We start from the raw sequence: 25,166 nt of genomic DNA, 5'->3' as shown, positions 1-25,166 counted from the left end.
CACGGTCTTGGCGTGTTTTGGTTGTCTGTAGCTTTATTATAGCAAAAAATCAGTCAAAATCAATCATTTTTAGTCATTTTCGCTCACAAAAAATGTCCTCGATTTTTGTGCACGGTTGCTAACATCTAGGATACAAGAGTGTCTTTACGCCAAAAAAGACCACCGCACTTGGGTATGCGGTGGTCTTTTTTGCGTTTATGTGACCGGTCGTGACCGGTTTTAGTGCTCAGGCTGGTTTCAATCAGGCGTCCGAGCGGGAGTAGGCGTTCTTCATCTGGCTGCTCAGCTCAAACAGGACCTTGTCCAGCGTGTCTGCGGCCTTCTCCTGCAGCATGGCGGCGATGGCGGTGTTGGCTTTCTCCCGCAGGGCGGCGCGGCGGGCAGCGTCCGACTCGGCGGCAAGCTTTGCATCGTACTGGTTCACCAGGGCGCGGCCGGCAGAGAGCACGGCTTCCTCGTAGCGCTCGAGGTGGAACAGGGACTTGTTATAGGAAGCATCTGCCATGGCGGCGATCAGACGGCTGGTCCAGTAGAAGTTATCGGTGGACACAGTGCCGGTGGTGTTTGCCAGATACTCCGGGGTGCGCTCCACGTTGGCGTAGAAGGGCACCATGGTGTTGAAAGCGTTGGATGCATAGGCCACCCACTCCACTGCGCGGGACTCCTCCGGCTGGTCGGGGCGCATCTGCAGCAGCGCCATAAAGTCGTTGCGGTTGATGCCGATAGAACGGTATGCGCCCTTTGCGGACTTGTCGCCGTAGCTCAGGTAGGGGTCGTAGGGGGTGCCCTGATAGTGGCTGGACAGCATATACTTGATGTCCTCCGGGGTCACCTTGCGCTCCGGCACCATGCACCACGGCAGGTCATCGGACATGGGGGTGTAGTCGGCATCGGCACCCTCCCACACCCATGTGCGGGGGTTGAGGTAGCGCAGCATATACCATGCGCGGGGGGTGTTGTAAACGTGGTCGGCGTCATCGTGGCTGCCAAAGGCGTCCCGGGGGTTCAGTGCGCCGTCCAGCGAGAGGTCGAGGTGGTTTTTGGCAATAAACTCCCGCAGGTCGGCGGAGCAGAGGTAGTTTTCCTGTGCACCGAAGGCATCTTCCAGATCAAAGTTGTCGATACCCAGCTGGTTGGGCATGACCACATACACATCGTCCGGCACGCGGCGGGCGATCCAGTGGTGACCGCCGATGGTCTCCAGCCACCAGATCTCGTTTACGTCCTGAAAAGCGATGCCGTTCATCTCGTAAGTACCGTACTGCTCCAGCAGACTGCCCAGACGCAGCACGCCCTCGCGGGCAGAGTGGATGTAGGGCAGCACCAGATAGACGATATCTTCCTCGCCGATGCCGCCGGGCACCTCAGGCTTTTCGCCCTTGGCGGGCTGATACTCCACCAGCGGGTCTGCGCCCAGCACGCGGGGGTTGGAGGTGATGGTCTCGGTGGCGGTCATGCCCACGTTGGCGGCATTGACGCCGGAAGCTGCCCAGATGCCCTTGCCCTCCACGGCATTGGGCATGGCGGTAAACCGCAATGCGCCCTCCGGCAGGGGGATCTCCACATGGGAGAGGACGCTGCGGTAGGTCTTGGGAAGCTCCTCCGGGTGGATCACGGTGAATTTTTTAGCAGTGAAATGGCCGGAGCCGGAGTCATCGTTGCGGGCGATCATGGTAGAGCCATCGTACGATGCTGCTTTGCCGACCAGAATGGTAGTGCAAGCCATAGGTTTTCCCTCCATATTCTATAATGTGCTTCTATTGTAGAACTTTTGCAGCGGAATTGCAACCGGGACGAGCTGAAATCCTTATTGTACCCCCTCAGGCTCACTACGTTCGCCAGCTCCCCCAAGGGGACGCCTTTGCGCTATGCCGGAAACTTTCCCGCTACCGCCAAAAGCCGTCCCCTTGGGGAAGGTGGTTTGACGCGAAGCGGCAAGACGGAAGGGGTACATCGTTCCAAAACAAAAACCGCCGCGCTGCGTACCACGGCAGAGCGGCGGGAGATGGAATGCTTTTTTCAGGCTGTTACTGGGCTGTCCAGTAGAAGTCCTCGCCGGGCAGCGTACCGCCCACGGCGGCGGGGTCGGCATCGTAGAGCACCTGCAGGTAACCGGAGACGTCCGCCTTCAGTTCCTCGCCGGTCAGGCAGACGATGTTGCAGTTGGGCAGTGCCTTTTTGGCGATGGCGGCTTTTGCCACCACGCCCTGCTCCTCGCACAGAGCGGCGGTGCCGTCCAGATCGGTGTTGGCGGCGTTCACGCTCTGGGCGTAATCTGCCAGAAAAGCAGCTACCACGTCCGGGTGCTCCTCGGCGTAGGCCTTGCGCACCACGGTCACACCGGTGATCAACTGGGTGTCTGCTACCTTGTCCCACTCGGCGGTCAGGTCAAGGGCTACCCGCAGGGTGTCGTCCTTCAGCCCGGCGGCAGTCACATAGGGCTGGGGCAGCACTGCAATGGCATCCTGCGTGCTGGCCATCTGGGCGGTCACCTCGGTGGCTTCGCTGTAATACTGGATGTCCACATCCTTGTCCGGGTCAAGTCCGTTGGCGGTAAGCAGATAGCGCAGCACATACTCCGGGGTAGTGCCCTTGCCGGTGGACAGGATGGTGCGGCCCTTGAGGTCTGCCATGCTGTGGACGGTGTCGCCCTGCTCCACCACATACAGAACGCCCAAGGTGTTCACTGCCACGGCCTGAATGCCGCCATTTGTTTTCTGGTACAGGGTCGCCGCCAGATTAGCCGGGATAGCTGCCATGTCCAGCTCGCCCTTGATGAGCAGCGGCACGATCTCATCCGCAGCGCCGTAGAGCTGCAAATCGTAGTCCATGGCGGCGGTACCGGCCTGCTCCATCGAAAGCAGGTTGACCAGCCCCATGGTGGTGGGGCCCTTCAGCCCGGCGATGCGCAGCGGCTCGGTGGCAGACAGCGGCGCAGCAGTTTCTTCCTCAGAAGCAGCCGCAGAGGAAGCAGCTTCGGACACCGCCGTGCTGGAAACGGCAGAGCTTGCGCTGCCGCCGCAGGCTGCAAGGCTCAGTGCAAGGCTGAACGCCAGCAGTAAGGACAGGATCTTTTTCATGAAATACTCCTTTTCACACCCGGCACACCCCGGTACGGGAAGCGGAAACCGGTCTTTTTTAAAAAATTTTGCAAAATCATTTGCTTTGCGCGTTCCAGTTTACTATAATAGGGGTAAAAATACCGTTGCGTGTGCAACGCAATTGCAGGAGGCTGCGGAGAACGCTATTTTCTCTGCGGAGTTGCGATGAATAATTATCTGCCGCTGTTACAAACCACCACGCTGTTCGCAGGTCTTTCCGCTGCGGAGCTCAGCACGCTGCTGTCCCGGCTGGGGGCAAGCGTGCGCAGCTACGGCAAGGGCGAAGCCCTTGTGCTGGCGGGGGAACCCAGCCGCCGGGTAGGCATCGTGCTGTCCGGCGAGCTGGAAGCCTACCGCCCGGCACCGGGCGGGGCACGCATCCCCATTGCCCGGGTAGAGCCGGGCGGGGTATTCGGGGATGTGCTGGGCGGTTCCAGCCTGTCCAGCCCGGTCACCGTGCTGGCTGCTGCCCCCTGCGAGGTGCTGTTGCTGCCCTACGAGCGGCTGCTGCTCTCGGACGGCAGCCCCGCCCACCAGCGGGTGGTGCAGAACCTTGTGCGCACCATCAGCGATAAATATTTTTCCCTCTCCCACCGCATCGACCTGCTGGTGATGAAGAGCCTGCGCGCCAAGGTGGCGGCCTATCTGCTCAGCGAAGCCGCCCGCGCCCACAGCCTGACCTTCAGCATCCCCTTCTCCCGCATCCAGCTGGCGGACTACCTCAACTGCGACCGCAGCGCCCTTTCCCGGGAGCTGAGCACTATGCAGAGGGAAGGGCTCATCGATACCTACCGCAGCAGCTTCAAACTGCTGGAGCCGGATGCCTTGCAGCAGATGGTGCAGTAGCCTTTTGCCAACTATCTTATATTTAAGGAGCAATCAAGCAATGTCCAAACCTGTTCTCTGGATCGTGATCCCCTGCTACAATGAGGAGCAGGTGCTGCCCATTACAGCACCCATGTTTCTGGAAAAGATCCACAGTCTGACCGCACAGGGGCTGGTCAGCGATAAAAGCCGGGTGCTCTTTGTCAACGATGGCTCCCGCGACAAAACGTGGGAGCTGATCCAAGGCTTTGCCGCACAGGACGAGCACTATATCGGCATCTCCCAAAGCCGCAACCGCGGCCACCAGAACGCCGTGCTGGCGGGGCTGATGGAGGCGCTGCACAGCGACAGCTGCGATATCACCATCTCCATCGACTGCGACGGTCAGGACGATATCAACGCCATGGACGAGATGGTGAAAAAGTATCTGGACGGTGCCGAGGTGGTGTACGGCGTGCGCAGCCGCCGGGACACCGATACCTTCTTCAAGCGGTTCACCGCCGAGGGCTTTTATCATGTGATGAACGCTTTAGGCGCGGATATCGTGTTCAACCACGCAGATTACCGCCTGATCAGCACCCGCGTGCTGGAAAGCTTTGCGGATTACAAGGAGGTCAACATCTTTTTGCGGGGCATGGTGCCGCTGGTGGGCTTTGCCCACGATGTGGTCACCTACGAGCGCCACGAGCGCCTGGCCGGTGAGAGCCACTACCCCCTGAGCAAGATGCTGGCGCTGGCCTTTGACGGCATTACCAGCCTTTCCAACAAGCCCATCCGCATCATCACCGGGGCGGGCATCGTGGTGAGCCTTGTCAGCTTTATCGGGGTCATCTGGGCCATCGTGTGCGCCGCCATGGGCAGCAGCGTGGCAGGCTGGGCGTCCACCGTGTGCATCGTCTGCTTTATGGGCGGTGTACAGCTGGTGTGTCTGGGCGTGATCGGCGAGTATATCGGCAAGATCTATATGGAAACCAAAGCCCGCCCGCGCTATATCATCTCGGAGCGCACATGGGCTCCCTACGAAAGGAAATATCACGGATGAGCAAGCAAAGCTGGAAGGGCAGCACCCTTCTGAACCCGGAGCCGCCGGTACTGGTATCCTGCGGCGGGCTGGATAAGCCCAACCTTATCACCATCGGCTGGACAGGCACCATCTGCACCCAGCCCAGCATGGTATCCATCAGCGTGCGCCCGGAGCGGTACAGCCATCAGCTGCTGTGCGAGAGCGGGCAGTTCGCCATCAACCTGCCCACCGAAAAGCTGGTGCGCGCCATTGACTGGTGCGGTGTGAAGAGCGGCCGCGATGTGGACAAATTTGTCGCCTGCGGCCTGCACGCCGCCCCGGGCAGCGTGCTGACCGACTGCCCGGTGCTGGAGGAAAGCCCGGTCAATCTGGAATGCCGCATCACCCAGCGCATCCCGCTGGGCAGCCACGACCTGTTTTTGGCCGAGGTGGTGGCCTGCGATGTGGACGAGAGCCTGCTGGACGAAAAAGGCAAGCTGTGTCTGGACAAGGCAAACCTCATCGTGTACAGCCACGGCGAGTATCTGGCCCTTGGCAGAAAGCTTGGCACCTTCGGCTACAGTGTGCGGAAGAAAAAGCCCGCAAAACGTAAGAAATAACAAAAAGGCGATGCCGTGCGGCATCGCCTTTTTGTTATTTACTTCTCGTGTTTTACCCGCTGGATATCTCCCAGATCGTAGGGGGTGTTCTGGTAGACATAATAGTTCAGCCAGTTTTCATACAGCAGGTGGGCGTGGGCGCGCCAGCGGAACAGCGGCGGCTTTGCGGGGTCGTCGTCCGGGTAGTAGTTGGCAGGCACATGGATGGGCAGACCCTTGGCTACGTCCCGCTTATACTCGGCATCCAGCGTGTACTTATCGTACTCCGGGTGGCCGGTGACAAAGATCTGCCGTCCGTTCTCGGTGCTCATTAGGAAGGGCCCGGCGGCGTCGCTCTCGGCCAGAATGCGCAGGGCGGCGCAGTTGTCCACATCCTCCCGGCAGATGCCGGTATGGCGGCTGTGGGGGGCGTAGAACACCTCATCAAAGCCGCGCACCAGCGGGTTTGCCGGGCGGGTGACCCGGTGCTCGAACACGCCGAACATCTTTTCCGGCAGCAGCTGCTTGCGCACGCCGTAGTGGTAGTACAGCCCGGCCTGTGCGCCCCAGCAGACATGGAGGGTGGAGTAGACGTTCGTTTCACTGAAATCCATGATCTCGCACAGCTCGTTCCAATAGTCCACCTGCTCAAAATCCATGGTCTCCACCGGCGCACCGGTGATGATCATGCCGTCGTAGCGGTTGTTCTTCACCTCGTCAAAGGTCTTGTAAAAAGCCTCAAGGTGAGCAGCCGACACATGGGTGGCAGAGTGGCTAGCGGTCTGCAGCAGGGTCATGTGCACCTGCAGCGGGGTGTTTGCCAGCAGCCGGGCGATCTGGGTCTCGGTGGCGATCTTGGTGGGCATCAGGTTCAGGATCAGAATTTCCAGCGGGCGGATATGCTGCGCCAGCGCCCGCTCCCGGTGCATGACAAAAACGTTTTCTTCGTACAGGGCATCAAAGGCGGGTAAGGTCTTGGGGATGATCAGCGGCATAGGATGGTTGCTCCTTTGCTAGATGATCCAAAAATGGCTCCGCGTTCGCTTTGCCATCTTCAGAGGAATCATGATTTTTGATTTCACATTTGTCGCTGCCTGTTGGCCGCGGCAAATGTATTTTCACGGGAGGGAATCATACCTTATCCAGCGCCTGCGCGATATCGGCGATGAGGTCCTCGGCAGACTCCAGACCGCAGCTCATGCGCACCAGCTCGGCGGGCACACCGGCGGCAGCCAGCTGCTCATCGTTCATCTGACGGTGGGTGCTGGAAGCGGGATTCAGGCAGCAGGTGCGGGCATCTGCCACATGGGTCTCGATGGCGGCAAGCTTCAGCTCCTTCATAAAGGTGCTGGCAGCCTGACGTCCGCCAGCCAGACCAAAGCTCACGACGCCGCAGCTGCCGTTTGGCAGGTACTTCTGCGCCAGTGCGTGGTAGGGGCTGCTTTCCAGCCCGCAGTAGTTCACATAGGCCACCTTGGGGTGGTTCTCCAAAAACTGTGCCACCGCCATGCCGTTGGCGCAGTGGCGCTGCATCCGAACGTGCAGGCTTTCCAGACCAAGGTTCAGCATATAGGCATTCATGGGGGACTGCATGGAGCCGAAATCCCGCATGAGCTGCGCGGTGGCCTTGGTGATGAACGCCCCCTCCTTACCGAAGCGTTCGGCGTAGGTGATGCCGTGGTAGCTGTCGTCCGGGGTGCACAGACCCGGGAACTTCTCGGCGTGCGCCATCCAGTCGAACTTGCCGCCGTCCACGATGGCACCGCCCAACACTGCGCCGTGGCCGTCCATGTACTTGGTGGTGGAGTGGGTCACGATGTCCGCGCCCCACTCGAAGGGGCGGCAGTTGACCGGCGTGGGGAAGGTGTTGTCCACCATCAGCGGCACACCGTGGGCGTGGGCGGCCTTGGCAAACTTTTCAATGTCCAGCACGGTCAGGGCGGGGTTTGCGATGGTCTCACCGAACACCACCTTGGTGTTGGGCTGGAAGGCAGCGTTCAGCTCCTCCTCGGTGCACAGGGGGTCTACAAAGGTGGCAGTGATGCCCATCTTTGCCATGGTGACCGAGATGAGGTTGAAGGTGCCGCCGTAGATGGTGCTGGAGGCCACGATGTGGTCCCCTGCTTCGCAGATATTAAACAGCGCAAAGAAGTTTGCAGCCTGTCCGCTGGAGGTAAGCATGGCGGCAGTGCCGCCTTCCAGCTCGCAGATCTTTTTGGCTACCATGTCGCAGGTAGGGTTCTGCAGGCGGGAATAGAAATAGCCGTCTGCTTCCAAATCGAACAGCTTGCCCATGTCCTCGCTGGTGGCGTACTTGAAGGTGGTGGACTGGATGATGGGAATCTGACGGGGCTCGCTGTTGCCGGGGGTATAGCCGCCCTGCACGCAGATAGTATCACGGTTCATACAACATACTCCTTTGCTGGTTTTTTGGTCGGGAAGGACGATTCCCCGCAGGAGAGCTGTCTCCGGCGGGGAATCGAAAAATTCAAAGTTTTTTATTTCCGCAGGCGCTTATCGCTCTTGGTGGCCCACAAAGTACCCACAGACTGGAACGCCTGCACCATCAGCACCAGCAGCACCACACAGACGATCATGATGTTGGTCTGGTAGCGGTAGTAGCCGTAGGACAAGGCGATCTTGCCCAGACCGCCGCCACCGATGACGCCGGACATGGCGGAATAGCCCAGAATGGTGGTCAGTGCGGTGGTCATGCTGGAGATCAGGCCGGGCAGGCACTCCGGGATCATGACCTTGGTGATGATCTGGAAGGGAGTAGCGCCCATGCTCTGGGCAGCTTCCACTACGCCTTCATCCAGCTCCCGCAGGCTGGTCTCCACCAGACGGGCCACAAAGGGGAAGGCGGCGACCACCAGCGGCACTACGGTGGCCTTGGTGCCCACCGTAGTGCCCACGATGGCGCGGGTAAGCGGGAACACGCAGATCATCAGGATGAGGAACGGCACACTGCGCAGAATGTTGATGACGATGTTGATCAGGTGCATCAGCCAGCCGGGCAGGGGCAGAATGCCGTCCTTGTCACCGGCTACCAGCAGCACGCCCAGCGGCAGACCCAGCACCAGCGCAAAGGCGGTGGAGAGCACCGTTACATAAAAGGTCTCCCAGATGGCAAAACCGTAATCTGCGATATTCATATACCGGTCACCTCCTCTACCGTTACGCCGGACTGGCTGCGCATATACTCCATAGCCTGCTGTGCGACAGCAAGCTCTGCGGGCAGCTTGAGCAGCATGGAGCCGTAGCACTGGCCGCTCAGATCGCGGGTATCGGCGCTGAGCACCGACACCAGAATGCCCTTTTCGGCGGCAAGGCTTGCCACCAGCGGCTTTGCAGTGGAGGAACCGTTAAAGGTAACGCGCACCACATGGTCATCCGGCGCAAAGCAGGAAAGATCCCGCGCTGCGCTGCCGCCGTTGGGGGCTACCAGACGCTTGGCAGCTGCCGTTTTGGGGTTTGCAAAAATTTCCTGTACCGAGCCCTGTTCCACGACCACACCGCCATCCAGAATGGCCACGCTGTCGCAGATCTCCTCCACCACGCTCATCTGGTGGGTAATGACCACCACGGTGATGCCCAGCTTACGGTTGATATCCTTGATCAGGGTCAGGATGGAGTGGGTGGTGTTGGGGTCCAGCGCACTGGTAGCCTCGTCGCACAGCAACACCTTGGGGTTGGTTGCCAGTGCGCGGGCAATGGCGATGCGCTGCTTCTGACCGCCGGACAGCTGTGCCGGGTAGGCGTTTGCCTTATCCGGCAGACCCACCATCTCCAGCAGCTCCATGGCGCGCTTTTCCGCCTCCGCCTTCTTTACGCCTGCCAGCTCCATGGGGAAGCAGACGTTCTTCAGGCAGGTGCGCTGCATGAGCAGGTTGAACTGCTGGAAGATCATGGTGATTTCCCGGCGGCGCTTGCGCAGCGAGGCGGGAGACAAAGTCTCCATTGCCACGCCGTCGATCACCACACTGCCGCCGGTGGGGCGCTCCAACAGGTTGATGCAGCGCACCAGCGTGGATTTGCCCGCACCGGACATACCGATGATGCCGTAGATGGAGCCATCGGGAATGGTGAGGTTGATGTTTTGCAGCGCTTTCACCGCGCCATCCTTCATCTGGAAGGTCTTGGAAAGGTACTTGAGTTCGATCACAGAAATTGCTCCTTTAGCTTATCCCTCGATGGGTGCCAGACTGTCCTGCTTGCCGCCGTAGATGCCCATGGGCTCTACGTGAATGCCGGCAACAGTGACCAGATGGGTACCCTTTTCGGCGTTGAAGTTGTCCAGATACGGCTGATGCTGGAAGTAGTTGGTGTCTACCTGACCGTCCTCGACGATCTGGTTGGGGATCACATAGTCGTCGTACTCCTGGATATCCAGCGTGATGCCCTTGGCGGCAAGGATCTCCTTGCACACCTCCAGCACCTCGCAGTGGGGAGCGGGAGTAGCGGCGCAGCTGACGGTCTGGCCGTTCAGAGCGTCATAGTCCACAGTGGAATCGTAGCCGTCGGTGGGGTTCTCCACAACGGACACCACGGAGCCCTTGTAGGTCTCGTCCATGAAGTCCTTCACCTTCTGGCTCTGCAGGGCAGCAGCCAGAGCCTTGATCTTGGGCTCCTCCTGATTGCCGTCCTTGCACACCAGAATGTTGACGTAAGCAGAAGAGCCGTCCTCCATGGCCAGTGCATCGGTCATGGGGTTCAGACCGGCAGAGATGGCGTAGTTGGAGTTGATGACGGCGTAGTCCTCGTCCTGCAGGACGTTGGGCACCTGAGCGGCCTCCACCTCGTCCACGGTGACGTTCAGGGGGTTCTCCTCGATGTCGTTCTTGGTGGCGGTCAGGCCGGCATCTGCCTTCAGCTTGAAGAAGCCGTTCTTCTCCAGCAGGGTCAGGGCGCGGGCCTCGTTGGTGGTATCGTTGGGCACAGCCACCTTGATCTTATCCAGCTTAGCTGCGGCAGAGGATGCCACGCTGCCGGATGCAGCAGAAGAAGCAGTGGAAGAAGAACCACCGCAGGCAGTCAGGGCAGCGGCTGCGGCTGCCACACCGGTAACTTTCAGAAAATCGCGACGAGTAATCATAGTTTTGTTCCCTCTCTATTGTTCTCTATTATGTACTGTGGCCCGCACGGCACCTTTCCGCGCGCGGCCTTGAACGGACGCATGAAAAAATGCCCCCGTCCTTACGAGCCCTAGACTCTGCAAGGACGGAGGCATGAACATACTTCCGTGGTACCACCTTGGTTCACTGCATCCTTACGGATACAGCCTCGATGCTGCGGCAGCGTGTGCTGCTTACAGCCGGACGCTGTAACGGGCGCATCCCGTTGCGGGCTTAGCACTCCTGCGCCTCGTCCGCACGGCTCCGAGACCATTTTCAGCTTCCTGTTTCCTGCCCTTTTTCACCGCCCGGGCTCTCTGGTAAGGATCAATGCGAAGGCCTACTCTTCTCTTCACAGCCATTTTTGTGATATTAACACTATAATAAACCCATCGGCGGCATTTGTCAACACCCCTAACGAAGTTTTTGGGTAGGGATATGGCTTCCGGCCTTTTGCCGCGCCCGTTTTTTTGATACACCCTTGTATGCGGCTGGTGCACATGATAAAATAGGGTATCATCTTTTGCAAGGAGAGCAGGCAATGAACAGCAGAGACCCTTTTCCCGATGAAGAGCTGCGCCGCCGCATCATGGATTTTATCATGGCCGCAGGGCAGACCCTGCTGGAAAACGGCGCAGAGGTGTTCCGGGTAGAGCAGACTATGGAGATCATGGCGCGCAGTTTCCATCTGCGGGAGTTCCACGTTTATGTGCTGACCAACGGCATTTTTGCCAGCGCCGGCACTGCCGAGATCAGCGAAGTGCGCAACGTACCGGTGCGCACCACCCATCTGGGGCGGGTGGCGGCGGTGAACGAGCTTTCCCGCCAGATCGCCCAGACCGGGATGACCTTAGACGAGGCCGAGAGCCGTCTGGTGCTGGCGCGGCAGCTGCCCTTCCCTAAAGACCATGTGCAGCTGCTGTCCGGGCTGTGCGGAGCGTTCTGCTTTGCCATGATGTTCGGCGGCAACCTGCGCAGCGCGCTGGCTGCTGCCGGGGCGGGACTGGTGGCCAGCTGGTATCTGCTGTGGTGCGGGCGGCATGAAGTGCCCGGCGGCTTCCAGAAGATCAGCACCGCCGCGTTGATCACGCTGGTGTGCATCCTGCTGTGCAATCTGCTGCACACTTCTGCCAGCCACGCCATCATCGGTACGCTGATGATTTTGACCCCGGGCATCGCCTTTACCATGGGCATCCGGGACTTTGTGCAGGGCGATTACCTTTCCGGCACCATCCGCATGATCGACGCTTTGCTCATTGCCGCCAGCATTGCCATAGGCACCGGCCTTGTGCTGCGGCTGTACACGGTATTTACGGGGGTGGTCGTGGTATGATGTCCCTTACAGCTGTACAGATCAGCGAGCTGACCGCGCAGTTTTTTCTGGCCGCGGCGGGCACGCTGAGTTTTGCCATTCTATTTGCGTGCCCCCGGCGCTGCCTGCCTTACTGCGCACTGGTGGGCGCTGTAGGCTGGCTGTGGTACGAACTGCTTACCCTGCTGGGCGCAGACGCCGCCACGGCCTCCCTGCTGGCGGTCATTCCGCTCGCCATCCTTACCCGCGTGTTTGCCATTACCCAAAAAACGCCGGTCACGGTGTTTTTGCTGACCGGCATTTTCCCGCTTGTGCCGGGCGCGGGCATCTACTACACCGCCTACTATTTCATCCAGAACGAAAACGCCCTTGCCCTTGCCAAGGGCATCAGCACCTTTAAAATCGCCGTGGCGCTGGCTATCGGCATCAGTCTGGTGCTGTGTGTGCCGCTGCCGAAAAAGCGGAAATAATCTGTTGTTTTCCAAGCTATTTATATAAAGGAGTGATCTCTATGAACGCAATGGAACTTCTGACTACCCGCCGCACCTACCGCCGGTTTGCACAAAAGGCCGTGCCGCAGGACGTGGTGGACGATATCGTACAGGCCGTGCGGCTGTCCTCCTGCGGGGCAAACCGGCAGGCGGTGCGTCTGGTGCTGGTGCAAAGCCCGGAGATGGTGGCCAAGGTACAGCCGCTGGTCAAATGGGCTGGCTATCTGCCGCCGGAGCAGGGCACGCCCAAGGCGGACGAGCTGCCCACCTTTTATGCAGCTGTGGTGCAGGATACCGCCATCCCCGGCGACCTTGCCACCGACACCGGCATCGCGCTGGCCAACATGACCCTTGCCGCATGGGACAAGGGCGTGGGCAGCTGCATTATGGGCGCGATCAATAAGCCCGCCCTGACCACGCTGCTGGGCATCGAGGAGCCGCAGAAGCTGGCCTTTATGGTGGCTTTCGGCTACCCCACCCACAAAGCCGCTATCGTGCCCATGACCGAGCAGACCGGCGTAAAGTACTATCTGGACGAAAACCGCGACTACTGCGTGCCCAAGCGCAGCGCGGAGGAGATTGCAAGAAGCCTGTAAAAGCCGGTTTATACTGCATATATTCACATATTTTCTCCGTCATTGCATAATTGTTTGCAAAATCGTTTCAATTTCACGGATTATTATGCACAAGTATTGACTTTTTGTTTTGTACAAACTATACTAAGTGCGTTCCCCGAAAGCGCGATGAATCGCATCCCATCGGGGCAAAGCAAACTATATTGCATAGATTGAGGAGTGTTTGAATATGAAAAAGATCTCTCGCCGCAGCTTCATGGCTGCCGCTGCTGTTTCCGTTGCTGCTCTGGCTCTGACCGCCTGCGGTGGTTCTGCAAGCTCTGCTGCATCCTCTGTGGCAAGCTCTGCCGCTTCCTCCGAGGCTGCTTCTTCTGCCGCTGCTGCTGAACTGACCACCGTGGAAGCCGGCAAGCTGACCATGGCTACCAACGCCGCCTTCCCTCCGTACGAGATGACCACCGATGCCGGCGAGTTTGAGGGCATCGATGTGGACACCGCCAAGGCCATTGCTGAGAAGCTGGGTCTGGAGCTGCAGATCGATGACATGGACTTTGACGCCGCACTGCTCAGCGTGCAGCAGGGCAAGGCCGACATCGTGATGGCAGGCGTTACCGTGACCGACGAGCGCAAGGCTGTGATGGACTTCTCCGACAGCTACGCCACCGGCATCCAGTCCATCATCGTGCCCAACGATTCCGATATTGCTTCTCCCGATGATCTGGCCGGCAAGACGATTGGTACCCAGCGCGGCACCACCGGCTACATCTACTGCTCCGATGACTTCGGCGATGAGAACGTGGTTGCTTACGACGACGGTCTGACCGCTGTGCAGGCCCTGAACAATGGTCAGGTGGACGCTGTGGTCATCGACAACGCTCCCGCACAGGAGTTCGTGGCTGCCAACCCCGGCCTGAAGGTGCTGGATACCAGCTACGCCGAGGAGGATTACGCCATCGGCATGGCAAAGGGTTCTGCTTTGGAGGACGCTGTCAACAAGGCTCTGGAGGAGCTGAAGGCTGACGGCACTCTGCAGGCCATCGTGGACAAGTACATCAACGCAAACTAAGCTGCGTGCCTTGTACCATTCCTGTACCCAAGGAGGCGCCCCGCTCCGGGGCACCTCTTTTTTTAGAAAAAAGTGGTTACAATTTATTGACAAACAGAAAGTGAGGATGTGAATGGCTGCGCAATACGAACTGCTCAAAGAGCTGCTCAACAGCGGCACAAAGCTAAGCTTTGGACAGGATTTCTTTTTTAAGTTTTATCAGGCCTTTCTGCTGAAGGACCGCTGGATGCAGTACATCAACGGTGTGGGCACCACCCTGCTGGTCACCGCACTGGCGCTGGCGCTGGGCGTGGTGCTGGGCAGTGTGGTGGCGCTGGTGCGCGTGACCCACGACCAGCAGCGCCCCGGCCACAAAAACGCGGTACTGGGCTTTTTTAACGCGGTGTGTCAGCTGTACACCACCATCATCCGCGGCACGCCCATGATGGTGCAGCTGCTGATCATGAGCATGGTCATTTTTTCCAACAGCCGCAACTTTACTATGGTTGGTGCACTGACCCTGGGCATCAACTCCGGCGCGTATGTATCCGAGATCATCCGCGGCGGCCTGATGGCTGTGGACCCCGGCCAGATGGAAGCCGGACGCAGCCTTGGCCTGAACTACATGACCACCATGGTGGTCATCATCATCCCGCAGGCTATCCGTGCGGTGCTGCCTGCACTGGGCAACGAGTTCATCGTCCTGCTCAAGGATACTTCCCTGATCACCACCATCGGCGGCAAGGAGCTGCTGTATGCTGCACAGGGCATTATGAACCGCACCTACGAAGCCATGTTCCCCCTGCTGGGCGTTGCACTGATCTACCTGATCCTTGTTATGCTGTTTACATGGCTGCTGAGCAAGTTTGAGAGGAGGCTGGCACAAAGTGACCGATAAGATTTTGGAAGTACGCGGCCTGACCAAGACCTATGGCGGCGTAAAGAAGCGCGGCGCAAAAAAAGCCGACCCCACGCTGGATGTGCTGAAAGGCATCGACCTTGATATCTACCGTGGCGATGTGGTGTGCCTGATCGGCCCTTCCGGCTGCGGCAAGTCCACCTTTCTGCGCTGCCTGAACCGGCTGGAGACTCCCACCTCCGGTTCCATCAAGTTTGAGGGTGTGGAGGTAAACGAGACACACATCGATGCCGTGCGCCAGAAGATGGGCATGGTGTTCCAGCACTTCAACCTGTTCCCCCACCTGACCGTGAAAAAGAACCTTGAGCTGGCACCCAGCCTGCTGAAGCTGAAGGACAAGGACGCCATCTCTGCCCGGGCAGACGAGCTGCTGGCCCGCGTAGGTCTGGCCGACAAGGCCAACGCCTACCCCAAGAGCCTGTCTGGCGGTCAGCAGCAGCGCATCGCCATTGCCCGTGCGCTGGCCATGGACCCGGACGTGATCCTGTTCGATGAGCCCACCAGCGCCCTTGACCCCGAGATGGTGGGCGAGGTGCTGGAGCTGATGAAGGAGCTGGCACACACCGGCATCACCATGCTGGTGGTCACCCACGAAATGGGCTTTGCCCGCGAGGTGTCCAACCGGGTCATCTTCATCGATGACGGCAAAATTCAGGAGGACGAGCCGCCGCAGGAGCTGTTCACCAATCCCAAGCACCCCCGTCTGAAAGCCTTCCTCTCCAAGATGCTGTAAAGAGTTTTTAAACAGAATGCCGGACAACCTGCGGGTTGTCCGGCATTCTGTTTTCTTTATTTTTCTTACATTACATCCGTATCCTCTGCGCGGCGCGGGCGATGGAGGCCAGCAGCGTCACAAGGCGTTTTTCGTCCATCTGACCGCAGTAGCTGGTAAAGGTGTAGTAACACCCCTGCACGCAGAAGGACAGCACCACCTTGCGCACTACGTCCGTCTCAAAGGTGGGGTCGGTCTGGGCGATGCACTGGCACATAGCCTGCTCCACCCGGTTGATGAATAGCCCCTGCCGGGAGCCGGAGAAGAGCACGGTGATCTCCTCCCGATGCTCGGCAAAGGCGCGGAACATCTCCCGCGCAAGCCACTCGGTGCGCTCGCTCACATCGCTGGCGGTCAGGCGGGGCAGGCTTTCCACCACCGCCTGCACCATCTCGTCCTCCATGGCGTTGGCCAGCGCATAGATATCCTGATAATGGGCGTAAAATGTGGATTTATTGATACAGGCGCGGTCGCACAGCTCCTTGACACGGATCTTCTCCACCGGCTTTTCGCGGCGCAGCTCCATAAAGGCCTGTTTGATGGCGCGCTCGGTCTTTTCAATGCGGATATCCAGAAAACCCACCTCTTTTGCTTTTTTGTTGATTTTCCAACATTTTTCCGGTTTTGCGGATAGACAAGCCCCGCAAGCCTTTTTATACTGGGTATAAGCGCCGCAGCGTTACTCCTTGCGGTACAAAAGCCCCTGCTGCTCCAAAGCTGCGTGGATGCGGGCAAAGGTGTCCTTATCCGGGCAGCGCAAAGTGTGCAGGTGCACGCCGCCGGTCATGCGGCTCAAAAGGCTCTCGGGCGCATCCGCCGCCTGACGGATAAAGTTGTCCACGTCGTACCGGTTGCACAGGTTCAGCGTGGCGCGGATCTCGCCGTACAGGCTGTTTTCCACCGCCACATCCACCACTGTGCCGCCCTGATCCACCACAGTGTACAGCTCCCGGCGCATCTCCTCCTGCGTGCGGTGCACACAGGCCAGAATGCCGGTATAGCCCTTTTCCGCCGGGTGCAGCTGATAGCCCCGGGGGGTGGCATCGATCTGCGCCCCGCCGGCGCGCAGCAGTGCCACATCTCCTACCACGATCTGCCGCGAGACCCCCAGCTCTGCCGCCAGCGTGCTGGCGCTTAAAGGAGCACCGGCGCTGTTCAGCCGGGTCAGGATGCGTTCTCTGCGCTGTGCTGCATTCATAGGGGTTCAGGCTTCCTTTCCGTAAAACAACTTTTCTCTCCTTATTGTAGCAAAACGCGGCAAAATGTGCAAGGTTATTCCAGCCACAGGCACGGAAATCCATTTTCCTCTGAAGGCTTCCCCCGGCCGGGGGAAATCTGTCCCCAAGGGGTGAAGGCTTAAGCGTGGGTTTATTCCAATCTCAGCAGGGTGGCGTAATTGGAGGGCAGCTGCACCTTCATGCGGTTCCACTCGGTAGAGACCAGCACTTCCTGTGCGCCTACGGTGTCCGCCATCAGATCGGTGACCTTGGCAGCTTCCACCGGCAGCTGGAACTCCAGCTGTGCGGGGGTATCGCCGTTATTCAGCACCGCTACCACCGCCTTGCCGTCCAGCACCCGGGCAAAAGCATAGCACTGGGTGGTGAGCTGCAGCTCTTTTACCTCGCCGTAGGTCATTTCCGGCAATTCAGCCTTGCATTTCCCCAGAACTTTGTATACACTGGTAACAGGATTTGTGCGTTCTGCATCAGCGTAGTCGCTAAGCTCCAGACAGGGGCGCAGCGGCCAGTCGCTGCCCCACTCCTTTTTGCCCTCGATGCCGAACTCCGAGCCGTAGTAGATGGACGGGATGCCCCACAGGCTGTACACCAGAATGGCAATGTGCCGGATATGCTCCCGGTTGCGCAGCTTGTTGGGCAGGCGCTCCACATCGTGGTTATCTGAGAAGAGATACAGCCGGGTGTCGTGGCACAGCCCCTGCAGTCGGCGCATAGTGTGGGCAATTTCAAAATAGTTATGGTCGTTGTGTCCGCTCCACAGACCCTTGTGCAGCTCGTAGTTGGTAACGGAGTGCAGCATTTCCGGGTTTGCCCAGCGGCTGTAATCGCCGTGGATGACCTCGCCCATCAGCCAGAACTCCGGTTTTACCTCGTTTGCCAGACGGCGCAGCCCGCGCATGAAGTCGAAGTCCAGCACGTCGGCAGCGTCCAGACGGATGCCGTCGATGTCGAACTGCTCCACCCAGAAGCGGACGGTATCATAATGGTACTGCTGCACCTCCGGGTTGCGCTGGTTCAGCTTGACCAGCAGGTTGTAGCCGCCCCAGTTGCCGTAGGAAAAGCCATCGTTATACTCGTTGTTTCCCCAGAAGTTCACATCGCAGAACCAGTCCTTATAGCGGGCGTTCTCGCGGTTCGACTTCAGGTCCTGGAAGGCAAAGAAATCGCGTCCCACATGGTTGAACACGCCGTCCACGATGACCCGCTGCCCGCGAGCGTGGCAGGCTGCCACAAAGGCCTTGAACTCCTCGTTGGTGCCAAGGCGGCGGTCCACCAGACGGTAGTCGATGGTATCGTAGCCGTGGGAGCCGCTCTCGAACAGCGGGCCGATGTAGATGGCCGTACAGCCCAGCTTTGCCGCGTGGGCTGCCCATGCTTCCAGCTTTGCAAAAGCGCCCGGGGTGGGCTGGCCGTCGTTTTCGTGCGCACAGCCGCACAGCCCCAGCGGATAGATGTGATAAAATACTGCTTCGTCATACCAAGCCATGATCGTTCGCTCCCATTCTATTGCTTAAAAAGTTGCGCCGCTTGCACGGCGGTAGCAACAGTATACCACAAGATTTGGCAAATATGTGAAAATTTGCCGATTTTTGTCAAGATTCGCTAAGATTATCGGCTATCATGCCGGTAAATAGCCGTTTTTCTTGGATAGTTTGCCCAAATAGCTTTGTACCAACCGGCGCACGGCGCCGATCAACATAGAGAAGTAAGGAGATCTTTGCATGAATTACCCTGTGATCCCCCGCACGTTTTTCAGTGGCGACTGCTTCGATGCCTACCGCATTCTGGGTGCGCACCCCTGCACCGACCCAAACGGCGCCGAGGGCTGGCGTTTTGCCGTGTGGGCACCCGGTGCCACCGCCGTGGAGGTGTGCGGCGGCTTTGACGGCTGGGAGCGCGGTGTGCCCATGGAAAAAGCCGATACCGGCGTGTGGAGCGCCTTTATCCCCGGCCTTGCGGAGGGGGACCTGTACAAATACCGCGTGCACGGCGCGGACGGCAGCACCGTGATGCGCAGCGACCCCTACGCCTTTGCCACCGAGCTGCGCCCCGGCACCGCCAGCAAGCTGACAAAGCTGGATTTCACCTTTGACGACACCGCGTGGATGGAGCGGCGGGACAAATGCCGCAACCGCCCGCTGAACATCTACGAGCTGCACGCCGGCAGTTGGAAGCATAAGCCCGGCACTACCCAGCCGGACGGCTCGGACGGGTGGTACAACTACGAGGAGCTGGCGCGGGAACTCATCCCGTGGCTGCTGGAGCATCACTTTACCCATGTGGAGCTGCTGCCGCTGGCAGAGCACCCCTTTGACGGCAGCTGGGGCTACCAGACCACCGGCTACTTCTCGGTGACCAGCCGCTACGGCTCCCCCGCCCAGTTTGCCAGCTTTGTCAACGCCTGCCACCGCATGGGCATCGGCGTCATCATGGATTTTGTACCGGTGCACTTTGCCGCCAATGCTGACGCGCTGGCAAAGTTTGACGGCACCTACCTATACGAGTACGACAGCGACGTGGGACAGAGCGAGTGGGGCACCTGCAACTTCAACTACTACCGCCGGGAGGTGTGCAGCTTTTTGAGCAGCGCCGCCGGGCTGTGGATGGACGTGTACCACTGCGACGGCATCCGCATGGACGCCATCTCCCGCGCATTGTACTGGCAGGGCGACCCCAACCGCGGCGTGAATCAGGGCGCGGTGAACTTTTTGCGCAGTTTGAACCACGGCCTGAACGAGCGCTGGCCCACCGGCATCTACATGGCGGAGGACTCCACCAACTTCCTCAAGGTGACCGCTCCCACCCGCTACGAAGGCGTGGGCTTTGACTACAAGTGGGATATGGGCTGGATGCACGACACGCTGGACTACTTTGCCACCCCCTTCGGCGAGCGCCCAGGCTGCTACGGCAAGCTGCTGTTCAGTATGCACTACTTCTACAACGAGCTGTACCTGCTGGCGCTGAGCCACGATGAGGTGGTGCACGGCAAAAAGACCATCATTGATAAGCTGTGGGGCAGCTACGCGGAAAAATGCGCCCAGCTGCGCACCCTGTACTTTTATATGTACACCCATCCCGGCAAAAAGCTGAACTTTATGGGCAACGAGCTGGCACACTTCCGGGAGTGGGACGAAAAGCGGGAGCTGGACTGGAATTTGCTGGAATACCCCTTCCACGATGCCTTCCAGAAATACTTTGCCGCCCTTTGCCGCACCTACGCCTCCGAGCCTGCGCTGTATGACGGCGAGTACAACCCGGACTGCTTTGAGTGGGTGGCAAGCGAAAGCTGTGCCGAGGGCGTGTACGCATGGCTGCGCAAGGGGCGCGGGCAGAACCTGCTCTGCGTCATGAACACACAGGACAGCGCCCACAAAAAGTTCCCTCTGTACCTCAAGTTCCCCTGCAGCGCAGAGCTGGTGCTGGATACCGAGGCCGGCACATGGGGCGGCGTGCACAAGGCGCACCGCAAGCAGAACTTCCACACCACCGACGGCGGTGTGTTTGGCAGGGACTACACCCTGACGCTGGATCTGCCCGCCATGGGCAGCTATCTGCTGCGGCTGTCCCCGGAAGCCCCCAACCCGGACGCCGCCCGCCTGAGCGCCAACAAGGCGCTGGCGCAAAAGCGCAAGGCGGCAAAGGCTGCAAAAGCCGCCGCAGAAGTTTCCAATAAGTAATATTTGTATAAAAATGTCCCGTCTGCTTTGAAAGCGGCGGGACATTCTGCATTTTTCGCCGCCGGGGTGCTGGACAGTGCCCGGGGGAGTTGTTATACTGTAGAATGTGAAACTTTGCAAGGAGGGTCTTGTTCCATGACCGATACTATCACAAAGCCCCGCGTTTCCGCTGCGGCGAAAACTGCGCTGGTGCTGGCTGCAGCGGCGGTGCTGCTGGCTGTTTTTGCGCTGGCTGCGCCCGGCAGCAGATTCTTTTTTCCGCTGGTGAGCCTGTGGTGCAACTTAGCGCTGTTCGCCTGTGTGCTGCTGGTGCTGCGGGTAGCAGGGATAAAATTTGACCTGTTCCACAAAGCGGTGATCGTCGGCCTGTGGGCGGCGGCGCTGATCTACTTTTTCTGGGCGCTGAACCGCCGCAGCTTTGTATACATCTGGGATTATGTCAACTATATCAACAAGCAGTACAGCGCCGAAGCCGCCTTTTTGCAAAGCCCGACGGCTGGCTTCCATTACATCTTCGGCTCTTTTGCCGAGGACTACACCAACTTCATTACCCTGTTTCTGGATTTTCCCTTCTGCCTGAGCGACCGCACCGGCGACAGCTTTGCCTTCTGTCAGGTGTTCAGCATCCTGCCCATGCTGCTGGTGCTGCTGGCAGGGCTTACCATCAAGGTGGGGCAGATGCTGCAGGTGAAGAACCGCTTCTGGTACTTCCTTATTGGAATGTCGTGGATGGTCACCTACCCGTGGCTGCGCATGAGTGCCATGCTCAGCCAGCCGGACTGGTTCGGCCTGATCTTCGGCTTCAGCATCCTGCTGCTCACGCTGGATTTCCGGTTTGAAAAACTGGAGCCGGTGCGCTTTTGCCTGCTGTTCCTTGCCACGGCAGCCATCATCCTCTCCCGCCGGTGGTACTTATATTTTGTAGTGGGCTACTACTTTGCCTACGCGGTGCTGGTGCTGGTAAGCAGCGTGCGCATTGCCCGCGCCGGGCAGAAAAAGCAGGCACTCGTGCAGGTGCGCAACCTCGTGCTGTTCGGCCTGATGAGCATGGTGGCCATGCTGGTGCTGCTGTGGCCGATGGTCAGACACATCCTTGCTTACAGCTACGCCGACCGCTACGCCTACTATAACGGCGGCGGCATGGTCACGGAGCTCTACCTGCAATACGCCCGCATGGGCCTGATGAACCTTGTGCTCATCGGTCTGGGCCTGTGGTTCTGCCTGAAAGTGCACAAAATGCCCGCGCTGCCCTGCCTTGCCGGGCTGGAGATCCTGCTGAGCATGCTGCTGTTCACCCGGGTGCAGACCACCGGTTCCCAACATATGCTGCTGTTCCTCCCGGGGTGGTTTATCCTGTTTTTGCTGGGCGCTGCCGCGCTGGCCGAGGGCATCACCCGCCGCCGGAACCTGAAGATCGGCTTCTGGCTGTTCACCATCGCCTTTGCCACCTCGGTGCGCTGCTCCCCGCTGACCACCGTCGCTCTGCCGGATTTTCTCATCGGCCGCACTATTCTCTCGGCCTCTCTGCAGGAGAGCGCCCGCGATTTTGCCGCCATTGATGACCTGGTCTATGACCGCAAGGATCTGCCCCAGATCAAGGCCATTGCCAACTGGATCGACACCCACTGCGCCGAGGGCGAGATCAGTTACATGATCCCCCACGACACGCTGTACTGCCCGGACCACTTCAAGAACTGCCAGCTGCCCGCGACCCCCATCAACGATAAGCTGGCCTTCGGCTTCTCGGTGCCGGGCACCCACAACTTCCCCATGCAGTTCTTTGAGGCAAAATACGTTCTCACCGCTGATCCTTTCCCGCTGACTCATGTAAATGACCCTGAGAACGAGATGTCCCACAAGCTGAACGAGAGGTTCCTTGCGGTGCGGGACGAGTACTTTACACAGGAAGCCACCTTTGATATGGGCAACGGCACCACCTTTACCATCTGGCGGCGTACCGTAGCCCCCACCCGCGCCGAGGTGGAGTATTACCTGAGCGCCTTTAAGAAAGAAGATGCCCAGTACCCGGAGATGTTCTCCGAGATCGCAGAAAGCTGGCTGGCCGCCCGCGGGCTGTAACGCCGCTTTTATAAAAAGGAGTGTTCGACTATGGAACAAACTGCAAACACCATGCCCGCTGCCGCCTTGGGGCAGTACAAGGGGCTTGCCTTCACCCGCCGGGTGCGCCCGGTATCGGAAAAGGCCGTGGAAGCGGATATCGGCAATCTGGCGCGTGTCCATGCGCCCTTTGTGCCCACTGACGCTCCCGCCGCGCGCGGGATGCGGGTCACGCTGGATTTCGAGGGCTTTCTGGAGGGTGCCCCCATCCCGGACAGCCGGATGGAGCAGGTGACCGTGGTGCTGGGCACCGGGCAGCTGATGCCCGCCGCAGAAGAAGCGGTGTACGGCCACTGCGCGGGCGAGACTTTCCGCTTCGACTTCACCTACCCCGCCGAGTTCCGCGTGCCGGAGCTTTCCGGCAAAACCGCACAGTTTGAGATCTGCCTGCACACAGTAGAGCGCAAACAAGTGCCCCCGGTGGACGATGCCCTTGCAAGATCCCTGGGCTATGACGATCTGGACGCCCTGCGGGAGAGCCTGCGGGAGAAAAAACGCCTTTCCCACGAAGCCAACGCCGACCGCATTGCCGGGGCGGCGCTGCTGGATATGGCGGGCGCAAACCTGACCGTGGAGCTGCCCGCCGAACTGCTGGCGCAGAACGCCGAATACCAGATGAACCAGCTGCGCCAGCGGCTGCGCAAGAGCCAGATGACCATGGAGCTGTACTGCAAGAGCGCCGGGCTGACCCCGGAACAGGTGCGGGAGGGCTACCGCAGGGAAGCCGAGCGTCAGCTGCGGGCGGTGCTGGCGGTGCGCGCCATTGCCGAAGCCGAACAGATCACTGTGACCCAGCAGGAGGTGGACGCCGAGTACGCCCGCCTTTCCAAGCTGCACGACACCCCGGAGGAAGAGATCCGCAAAGTGCTGAGCCGGGACGCCGTAGCCGCCGCCGTGACCAACCAGAAGGTGCAGCGCTTCCTGCTCGACCACGCCGCACTTACCTCTGTTGTGGAAAAGGAGTAAAGACCATGGGCTTTTTTACCAGAACTGCAATGGATGCCCTGATGAAGACCACCCATCCAGAGATCAACCGCCGCCAATGCTGGAATTTGCACCCCCACCGCAAGCCCTGCACCACCTGCAAGGATATCTGCCCCTACGGTGAGGAAATTTTCTCCCGCCCGAACCTTGTCAAGGACTGGGACCCCTGCACCGACTGCGGGCTGTGCGTTTCCGCCTGCCGCAGCGGCTGCATTGCACCCTCGCCGGAGCAGGTGCAGCGGGATACCGCCGCAGCGGACTCCGACAGCGATACCATCTGGATCGGCTGTGAAAGATCCACCCGCAAAAACACCGTAGTGCGCAGCTGCATCTGTGCGCTCTCGTGGGAAGCGCTGGCGTATCTGGCGCTGAACAAAAAGATCGTGCTGGACCTGACCCCCTGCGGACAGTGCGAGAACGATCTGTGCGCCGAGCAGCTGCGCAAGGAGCTGACAAGACTTGTGGACTTTTTCGGTCAGCCGATGTTCGAAGCGCGGTTCTCGCTGGCATACGAGGAAAAGGAGTACCCCTACCATGTGCAGGAGCTGACCCGCCGCGAGATGCTGGAACAGGTGAGCCACGGCTCCAAGAGCGGCACCAAAAAGCTGCTGCAAATGCTGCCCGGTCTGCGCAGCGAGGAGGACAGCGGGGTGGACTTCCGTCTGCTGCTGCACCAGCGCACAAAGCAGCTGAAGGCCGCCATGGAGACGCCCCTGCAGTACGGCTACTATATGCCCAAATTCACCGATAACTGCTTTGGCTGCGGCCGGTGCGAAAAAGCCTGCCGTGCCAACGCTATGAAGTTTGAGGATATGCCGAACGGCCAGACCCGCATCGTACTTACCCCGTGGAAGTGCAGTGAGTGCGGCGTGTGCATGAACGTGTGCTCCAACAAGGGCTTTGACGGCATGAAGCTGTACCAGCTTACCACCCTTGGCCCCGTGGTGCTGCACAAGTGCACCAAGACCCTGTGCAAACAGTGCGGCAAACCCATTGCCCCGGACAGCGCCGAGGGACTGTGCTCGGTGTGCCGCATCAAGGCACGCACCCAGAAGCGGCAGGAGGAAGCGCGTCTGCGTGCCGAGCAGCTGAAAGCCGAACGCGCCGCCAAGGCCGCAGAGGATGCCGCCAAGGCAGCGGAAAACGCTGTGGAATCCACCGCCGAAGCTGCCGCTCAGACCGCAGAGACCGCCGCTGCCGCCCTGCCCGATACCATCCCCGCCGGGCAGAGCGCTTCCCCTGCCAACGTCACTGCGCCCAGTCTCGGAAAGCAGGTTTCCGAATAATAGCCGGACGATTTGACGATTCAGAATGCGCTCCGCGTTGCTTTGCGCATAAATAGCGGAAAAAAGATTTTTATTTTCGGGATAGCGGAGCGCCTGCGGGCGCTCCG

23 protein-coding genes are annotated in these 25,166 nt (G+C 59.5%); 13 read left to right on the top strand and 10 right to left on the bottom strand.

Going from position 1 to position 25,166, the window contains the following annotated elements; all coding sequences use genetic code 11:
• Positions 1-241 precede the first annotated feature (241 nt).
• Both WMO20_RS08845 and WMO20_RS08840 read right to left on the bottom strand, forming a co-directional pair.
• Positions 242-1,726 (bottom strand): C69 family dipeptidase, encoded by a 1,485-nt coding sequence (locus WMO20_RS08845; RefSeq protein ID WP_349186514.1) that lies wholly within the window; start codon positions 1,724-1,726, stop codon positions 242-244.
• A 301-nt stretch (positions 1,727-2,027) separates the two neighbouring features.
• On the bottom strand, positions 2,028-3,080 hold the full coding sequence (locus WMO20_RS08840; RefSeq protein WP_349186513.1) for an ABC transporter substrate-binding protein: 1,053 nt from the start codon (positions 3,078-3,080) through the stop codon (positions 2,028-2,030).
• 186 nt (positions 3,081-3,266) lie between these two features.
• Between WMO20_RS08840 and WMO20_RS08835 the strand changes: the two genes are divergently transcribed.
• From WMO20_RS08835 to WMO20_RS08825, 3 genes are read left to right on the top strand one after another with little or no spacing between them, the layout of a single operon-like run.
• Positions 3,267-3,947, top strand: a complete 681-nt coding sequence (locus tag WMO20_RS08835; RefSeq protein WP_349186512.1) for a Crp/Fnr family transcriptional regulator — start codon at positions 3,267-3,269, stop codon at positions 3,945-3,947.
• Positions 3,948-3,987: 40 nt separating this feature from the next.
• The gene (locus tag WMO20_RS08830; protein WP_055186158.1) at positions 3,988-4,968 is read left to right on the top strand and encodes a glycosyltransferase family 2 protein; all 981 of its coding nucleotides are present in this window, start codon (positions 3,988-3,990) and stop codon (positions 4,966-4,968) included.
• Positions 4,965-5,549 carry a flavin reductase family protein gene (locus WMO20_RS08825; RefSeq protein WP_349186511.1) on the top strand — a complete coding sequence of 195 codons (585 nt, stop codon included), beginning with the start codon at positions 4,965-4,967 and terminating at the stop codon, positions 5,547-5,549. The genes WMO20_RS08830 and WMO20_RS08825 overlap by 4 nt, the downstream gene beginning before the upstream one ends.
• A gap of 38 nt (positions 5,550-5,587) precedes the next feature.
• Here WMO20_RS08825 and metA read toward each other — a convergent pair whose 3' ends face one another.
• The 5 genes from metA to WMO20_RS08800 form a co-directional block, all read right to left on the bottom strand.
• Positions 5,588-6,523, bottom strand: coding sequence for a homoserine O-acetyltransferase MetA (gene metA / locus WMO20_RS08820; RefSeq protein WP_308564637.1), 936 nt, complete (start codon positions 6,521-6,523; stop codon positions 5,588-5,590).
• Between the two features lie 136 nt (positions 6,524-6,659).
• Positions 6,660-7,934, bottom strand: a complete 1,275-nt coding sequence (locus WMO20_RS08815) for an O-acetylhomoserine aminocarboxypropyltransferase/cysteine synthase family protein (protein WP_349186510.1) — start codon at positions 7,932-7,934, stop codon at positions 6,660-6,662.
• Positions 7,935-8,026: 92 nt separating this feature from the next.
• Positions 8,027-8,683 (bottom strand): methionine ABC transporter permease, encoded by a 657-nt coding sequence (locus tag WMO20_RS08810; RefSeq protein ID WP_113992408.1) that lies wholly within the window; start codon positions 8,681-8,683, stop codon positions 8,027-8,029.
• A complete protein-coding gene (locus WMO20_RS08805) occupies positions 8,680-9,693 on the bottom strand; it encodes a methionine ABC transporter ATP-binding protein (protein WP_349186509.1) in 1,014 nt (337 codons plus the stop codon). Before WMO20_RS08805 ends, WMO20_RS08810 begins: the two co-directional genes overlap by 4 nt.
• Before the next feature lie 18 nt (positions 9,694-9,711).
• The gene (locus tag WMO20_RS08800; protein WP_349186508.1) at positions 9,712-10,623 is read right to left on the bottom strand and encodes a MetQ/NlpA family ABC transporter substrate-binding protein; all 912 of its coding nucleotides are present in this window, start codon (positions 10,621-10,623) and stop codon (positions 9,712-9,714) included.
• A 560-nt stretch (positions 10,624-11,183) separates the two neighbouring features.
• Here WMO20_RS08800 and WMO20_RS08795 point away from each other — a divergent pair.
• The 6 genes from WMO20_RS08795 (at position 11,184) to WMO20_RS08770 (ending at position 15,717) form a co-directional block, all read left to right on the top strand.
• Complete coding sequence (locus tag WMO20_RS08795; RefSeq protein WP_055186150.1) at positions 11,184-11,975, top strand: threonine/serine exporter family protein; 792 nt, start codon at positions 11,184-11,186, stop codon at positions 11,973-11,975.
• Entirely contained in the window at positions 11,975-12,424 is a 450-nt protein-coding gene (locus WMO20_RS08790) for a threonine/serine exporter family protein (protein ID WP_349186550.1), read from the top strand. The genes WMO20_RS08795 and WMO20_RS08790 overlap by 1 nt, the downstream gene beginning before the upstream one ends.
• A 41-nt stretch (positions 12,425-12,465) precedes the next feature.
• The gene (locus WMO20_RS08785) at positions 12,466-13,041 is read left to right on the top strand and encodes a nitroreductase family protein (RefSeq protein ID WP_349186507.1); all 576 of its coding nucleotides are present in this window, start codon (positions 12,466-12,468) and stop codon (positions 13,039-13,041) included.
• A 208-nt stretch (positions 13,042-13,249) separates the two neighbouring features.
• Positions 13,250-14,086: an ABC transporter substrate-binding protein gene (locus WMO20_RS08780; RefSeq protein WP_112090610.1), complete on the top strand. Its 837-nt coding sequence runs from the start codon at positions 13,250-13,252 to the stop codon at positions 14,084-14,086.
• Positions 14,087-14,198: 112 nt separating this feature from the next.
• Entirely contained in the window at positions 14,199-14,963 is a 765-nt protein-coding gene (locus tag WMO20_RS08775) for an amino acid ABC transporter permease (RefSeq protein WP_112090609.1), read from the top strand.
• Entirely contained in the window at positions 14,953-15,717 is a 765-nt protein-coding gene (locus WMO20_RS08770; RefSeq protein ID WP_349186506.1) for an amino acid ABC transporter ATP-binding protein, read from the top strand. The genes WMO20_RS08775 and WMO20_RS08770 overlap by 11 nt, the downstream gene beginning before the upstream one ends.
• A 70-nt stretch (positions 15,718-15,787) precedes the next feature.
• On the opposite strand, the gene WMO20_RS08765 is transcribed toward WMO20_RS08770, so the two are convergent.
• The 3 genes from WMO20_RS08765 to WMO20_RS08755 all read right to left on the bottom strand — a co-directional run bounded on the left by WMO20_RS08765 (position 15,788) and on the right by WMO20_RS08755 (position 18,480).
• Positions 15,788-16,339 carry a TetR/AcrR family transcriptional regulator gene (locus WMO20_RS08765; protein ID WP_349186505.1) on the bottom strand — a complete coding sequence of 184 codons (552 nt, stop codon included), beginning with the start codon at positions 16,337-16,339 and terminating at the stop codon, positions 15,788-15,790.
• A 96-nt stretch (positions 16,340-16,435) separates the two neighbouring features.
• Positions 16,436-16,954 (bottom strand): transcription repressor NadR, encoded by a 519-nt coding sequence (locus WMO20_RS08760; protein WP_349186504.1) that lies wholly within the window; start codon positions 16,952-16,954, stop codon positions 16,436-16,438.
• Positions 16,955-17,124: 170 nt separating this feature from the next.
• Entirely contained in the window at positions 17,125-18,480 is a 1,356-nt protein-coding gene (locus WMO20_RS08755; RefSeq protein WP_316539438.1) for an alpha-amylase family glycosyl hydrolase, read from the bottom strand.
• Between the two features lie 235 nt (positions 18,481-18,715).
• Between WMO20_RS08755 and glgB the strand changes: the two genes are divergently transcribed.
• From glgB to WMO20_RS08735, 4 genes are all read left to right on the top strand, one after another.
• A complete protein-coding gene (gene glgB / locus WMO20_RS08750; protein WP_349186503.1) occupies positions 18,716-20,671 on the top strand; it encodes a 1,4-alpha-glucan branching protein GlgB in 1,956 nt (651 codons plus the stop codon).
• Between the two features lie 135 nt (positions 20,672-20,806).
• On the top strand, positions 20,807-22,750 hold the full coding sequence (locus tag WMO20_RS08745) for a hypothetical protein (RefSeq protein WP_349186502.1): 1,944 nt from the start codon (positions 20,807-20,809) through the stop codon (positions 22,748-22,750).
• Positions 22,751-22,780: 30 nt separating this feature from the next.
• Positions 22,781-23,755, top strand: coding sequence for a trigger factor (gene tig, locus WMO20_RS08740; RefSeq protein ID WP_316544612.1), 975 nt, complete (start codon positions 22,781-22,783; stop codon positions 23,753-23,755).
• Positions 23,756-23,760: 5 nt separating this feature from the next.
• Positions 23,761-25,059, top strand: coding sequence for a 4Fe-4S dicluster domain-containing protein (locus tag WMO20_RS08735; protein WP_112090601.1), 1,299 nt, complete (start codon positions 23,761-23,763; stop codon positions 25,057-25,059).
• Positions 25,060-25,166: the final 107 nt, after the last annotated feature.

The organism is Faecalibacterium intestinale (genome assembly GCF_040096575.1).
GTDB lineage: Bacteria > Bacillota > Clostridia > Oscillospirales > Ruminococcaceae > Faecalibacterium > Faecalibacterium intestinale.
The sequence above is the reverse complement of the archived record's forward strand: the minus strand, read 5'-3'. Positions and strand labels throughout refer to the sequence as shown.

What these genes read in the sequence shown, in the direction of transcription:
- WMO20_RS08780 (WP_112090610.1), top strand. Translation starts at nt 13,250, where the DNA reads ATGAAAAAGATCTCTCGCCGCAGCTTCATGGCTGCCGCTGCTGTTTCC.
- WMO20_RS08835 (WP_349186512.1), top strand. Translation starts at nt 3,267, where the DNA reads ATGAATAATTATCTGCCGCTGTTACAAACCACCACGCTGTTCGCAGGT.
- WMO20_RS08825 (WP_349186511.1), top strand. Translation starts at nt 4,965, where the DNA reads ATGAGCAAGCAAAGCTGGAAGGGCAGCACCCTTCTGAACCCGGAGCCG.
- WMO20_RS08735 (WP_112090601.1), top strand. Translation starts at nt 23,761, where the DNA reads ATGGGCTTTTTTACCAGAACTGCAATGGATGCCCTGATGAAGACCACC.
- metA (WP_308564637.1), bottom strand. Translation starts at nt 6,523, where the DNA reads ATGCCGCTGATCATCCCCAAGACCTTACCCGCCTTTGATGCCCTGTAC.
- WMO20_RS08745 (WP_349186502.1), top strand. Translation starts at nt 20,807, where the DNA reads ATGACCGATACTATCACAAAGCCCCGCGTTTCCGCTGCGGCGAAAACT.
- WMO20_RS08785 (WP_349186507.1), top strand. Translation starts at nt 12,466, where the DNA reads ATGAACGCAATGGAACTTCTGACTACCCGCCGCACCTACCGCCGGTTT.
- tig (WP_316544612.1), top strand. Translation starts at nt 22,781, where the DNA reads ATGGAACAAACTGCAAACACCATGCCCGCTGCCGCCTTGGGGCAGTAC.
- WMO20_RS08755 (WP_316539438.1), bottom strand. Translation starts at nt 18,480, where the DNA reads ATGGCTTGGTATGACGAAGCAGTATTTTATCACATCTATCCGCTGGGG.
- WMO20_RS08760 (WP_349186504.1), bottom strand. Translation starts at nt 16,954, where the DNA reads ATGAATGCAGCACAGCGCAGAGAACGCATCCTGACCCGGCTGAACAGC.
- WMO20_RS08810 (WP_113992408.1), bottom strand. Translation starts at nt 8,683, where the DNA reads ATGAATATCGCAGATTACGGTTTTGCCATCTGGGAGACCTTTTATGTA.
- glgB (WP_349186503.1), top strand. Translation starts at nt 18,716, where the DNA reads ATGAATTACCCTGTGATCCCCCGCACGTTTTTCAGTGGCGACTGCTTC.
- WMO20_RS08790 (WP_349186550.1), top strand. Translation starts at nt 11,975, where the DNA reads ATGTCCCTTACAGCTGTACAGATCAGCGAGCTGACCGCGCAGTTTTTT.
- WMO20_RS08845 (WP_349186514.1), bottom strand. Translation starts at nt 1,726, where the DNA reads ATGGCTTGCACTACCATTCTGGTCGGCAAAGCAGCATCGTACGATGGC.
- WMO20_RS08830 (WP_055186158.1), top strand. Translation starts at nt 3,988, where the DNA reads ATGTCCAAACCTGTTCTCTGGATCGTGATCCCCTGCTACAATGAGGAG.
- WMO20_RS08815 (WP_349186510.1), bottom strand. Translation starts at nt 7,934, where the DNA reads ATGAACCGTGATACTATCTGCGTGCAGGGCGGCTATACCCCCGGCAAC.
- WMO20_RS08775 (WP_112090609.1), top strand. Translation starts at nt 14,199, where the DNA reads ATGGCTGCGCAATACGAACTGCTCAAAGAGCTGCTCAACAGCGGCACA.
- WMO20_RS08840 (WP_349186513.1), bottom strand. Translation starts at nt 3,080, where the DNA reads ATGAAAAAGATCCTGTCCTTACTGCTGGCGTTCAGCCTTGCACTGAGC.
- WMO20_RS08795 (WP_055186150.1), top strand. Translation starts at nt 11,184, where the DNA reads ATGAACAGCAGAGACCCTTTTCCCGATGAAGAGCTGCGCCGCCGCATC.
- WMO20_RS08800 (WP_349186508.1), bottom strand. Translation starts at nt 10,623, where the DNA reads ATGATTACTCGTCGCGATTTTCTGAAAGTTACCGGTGTGGCAGCCGCA.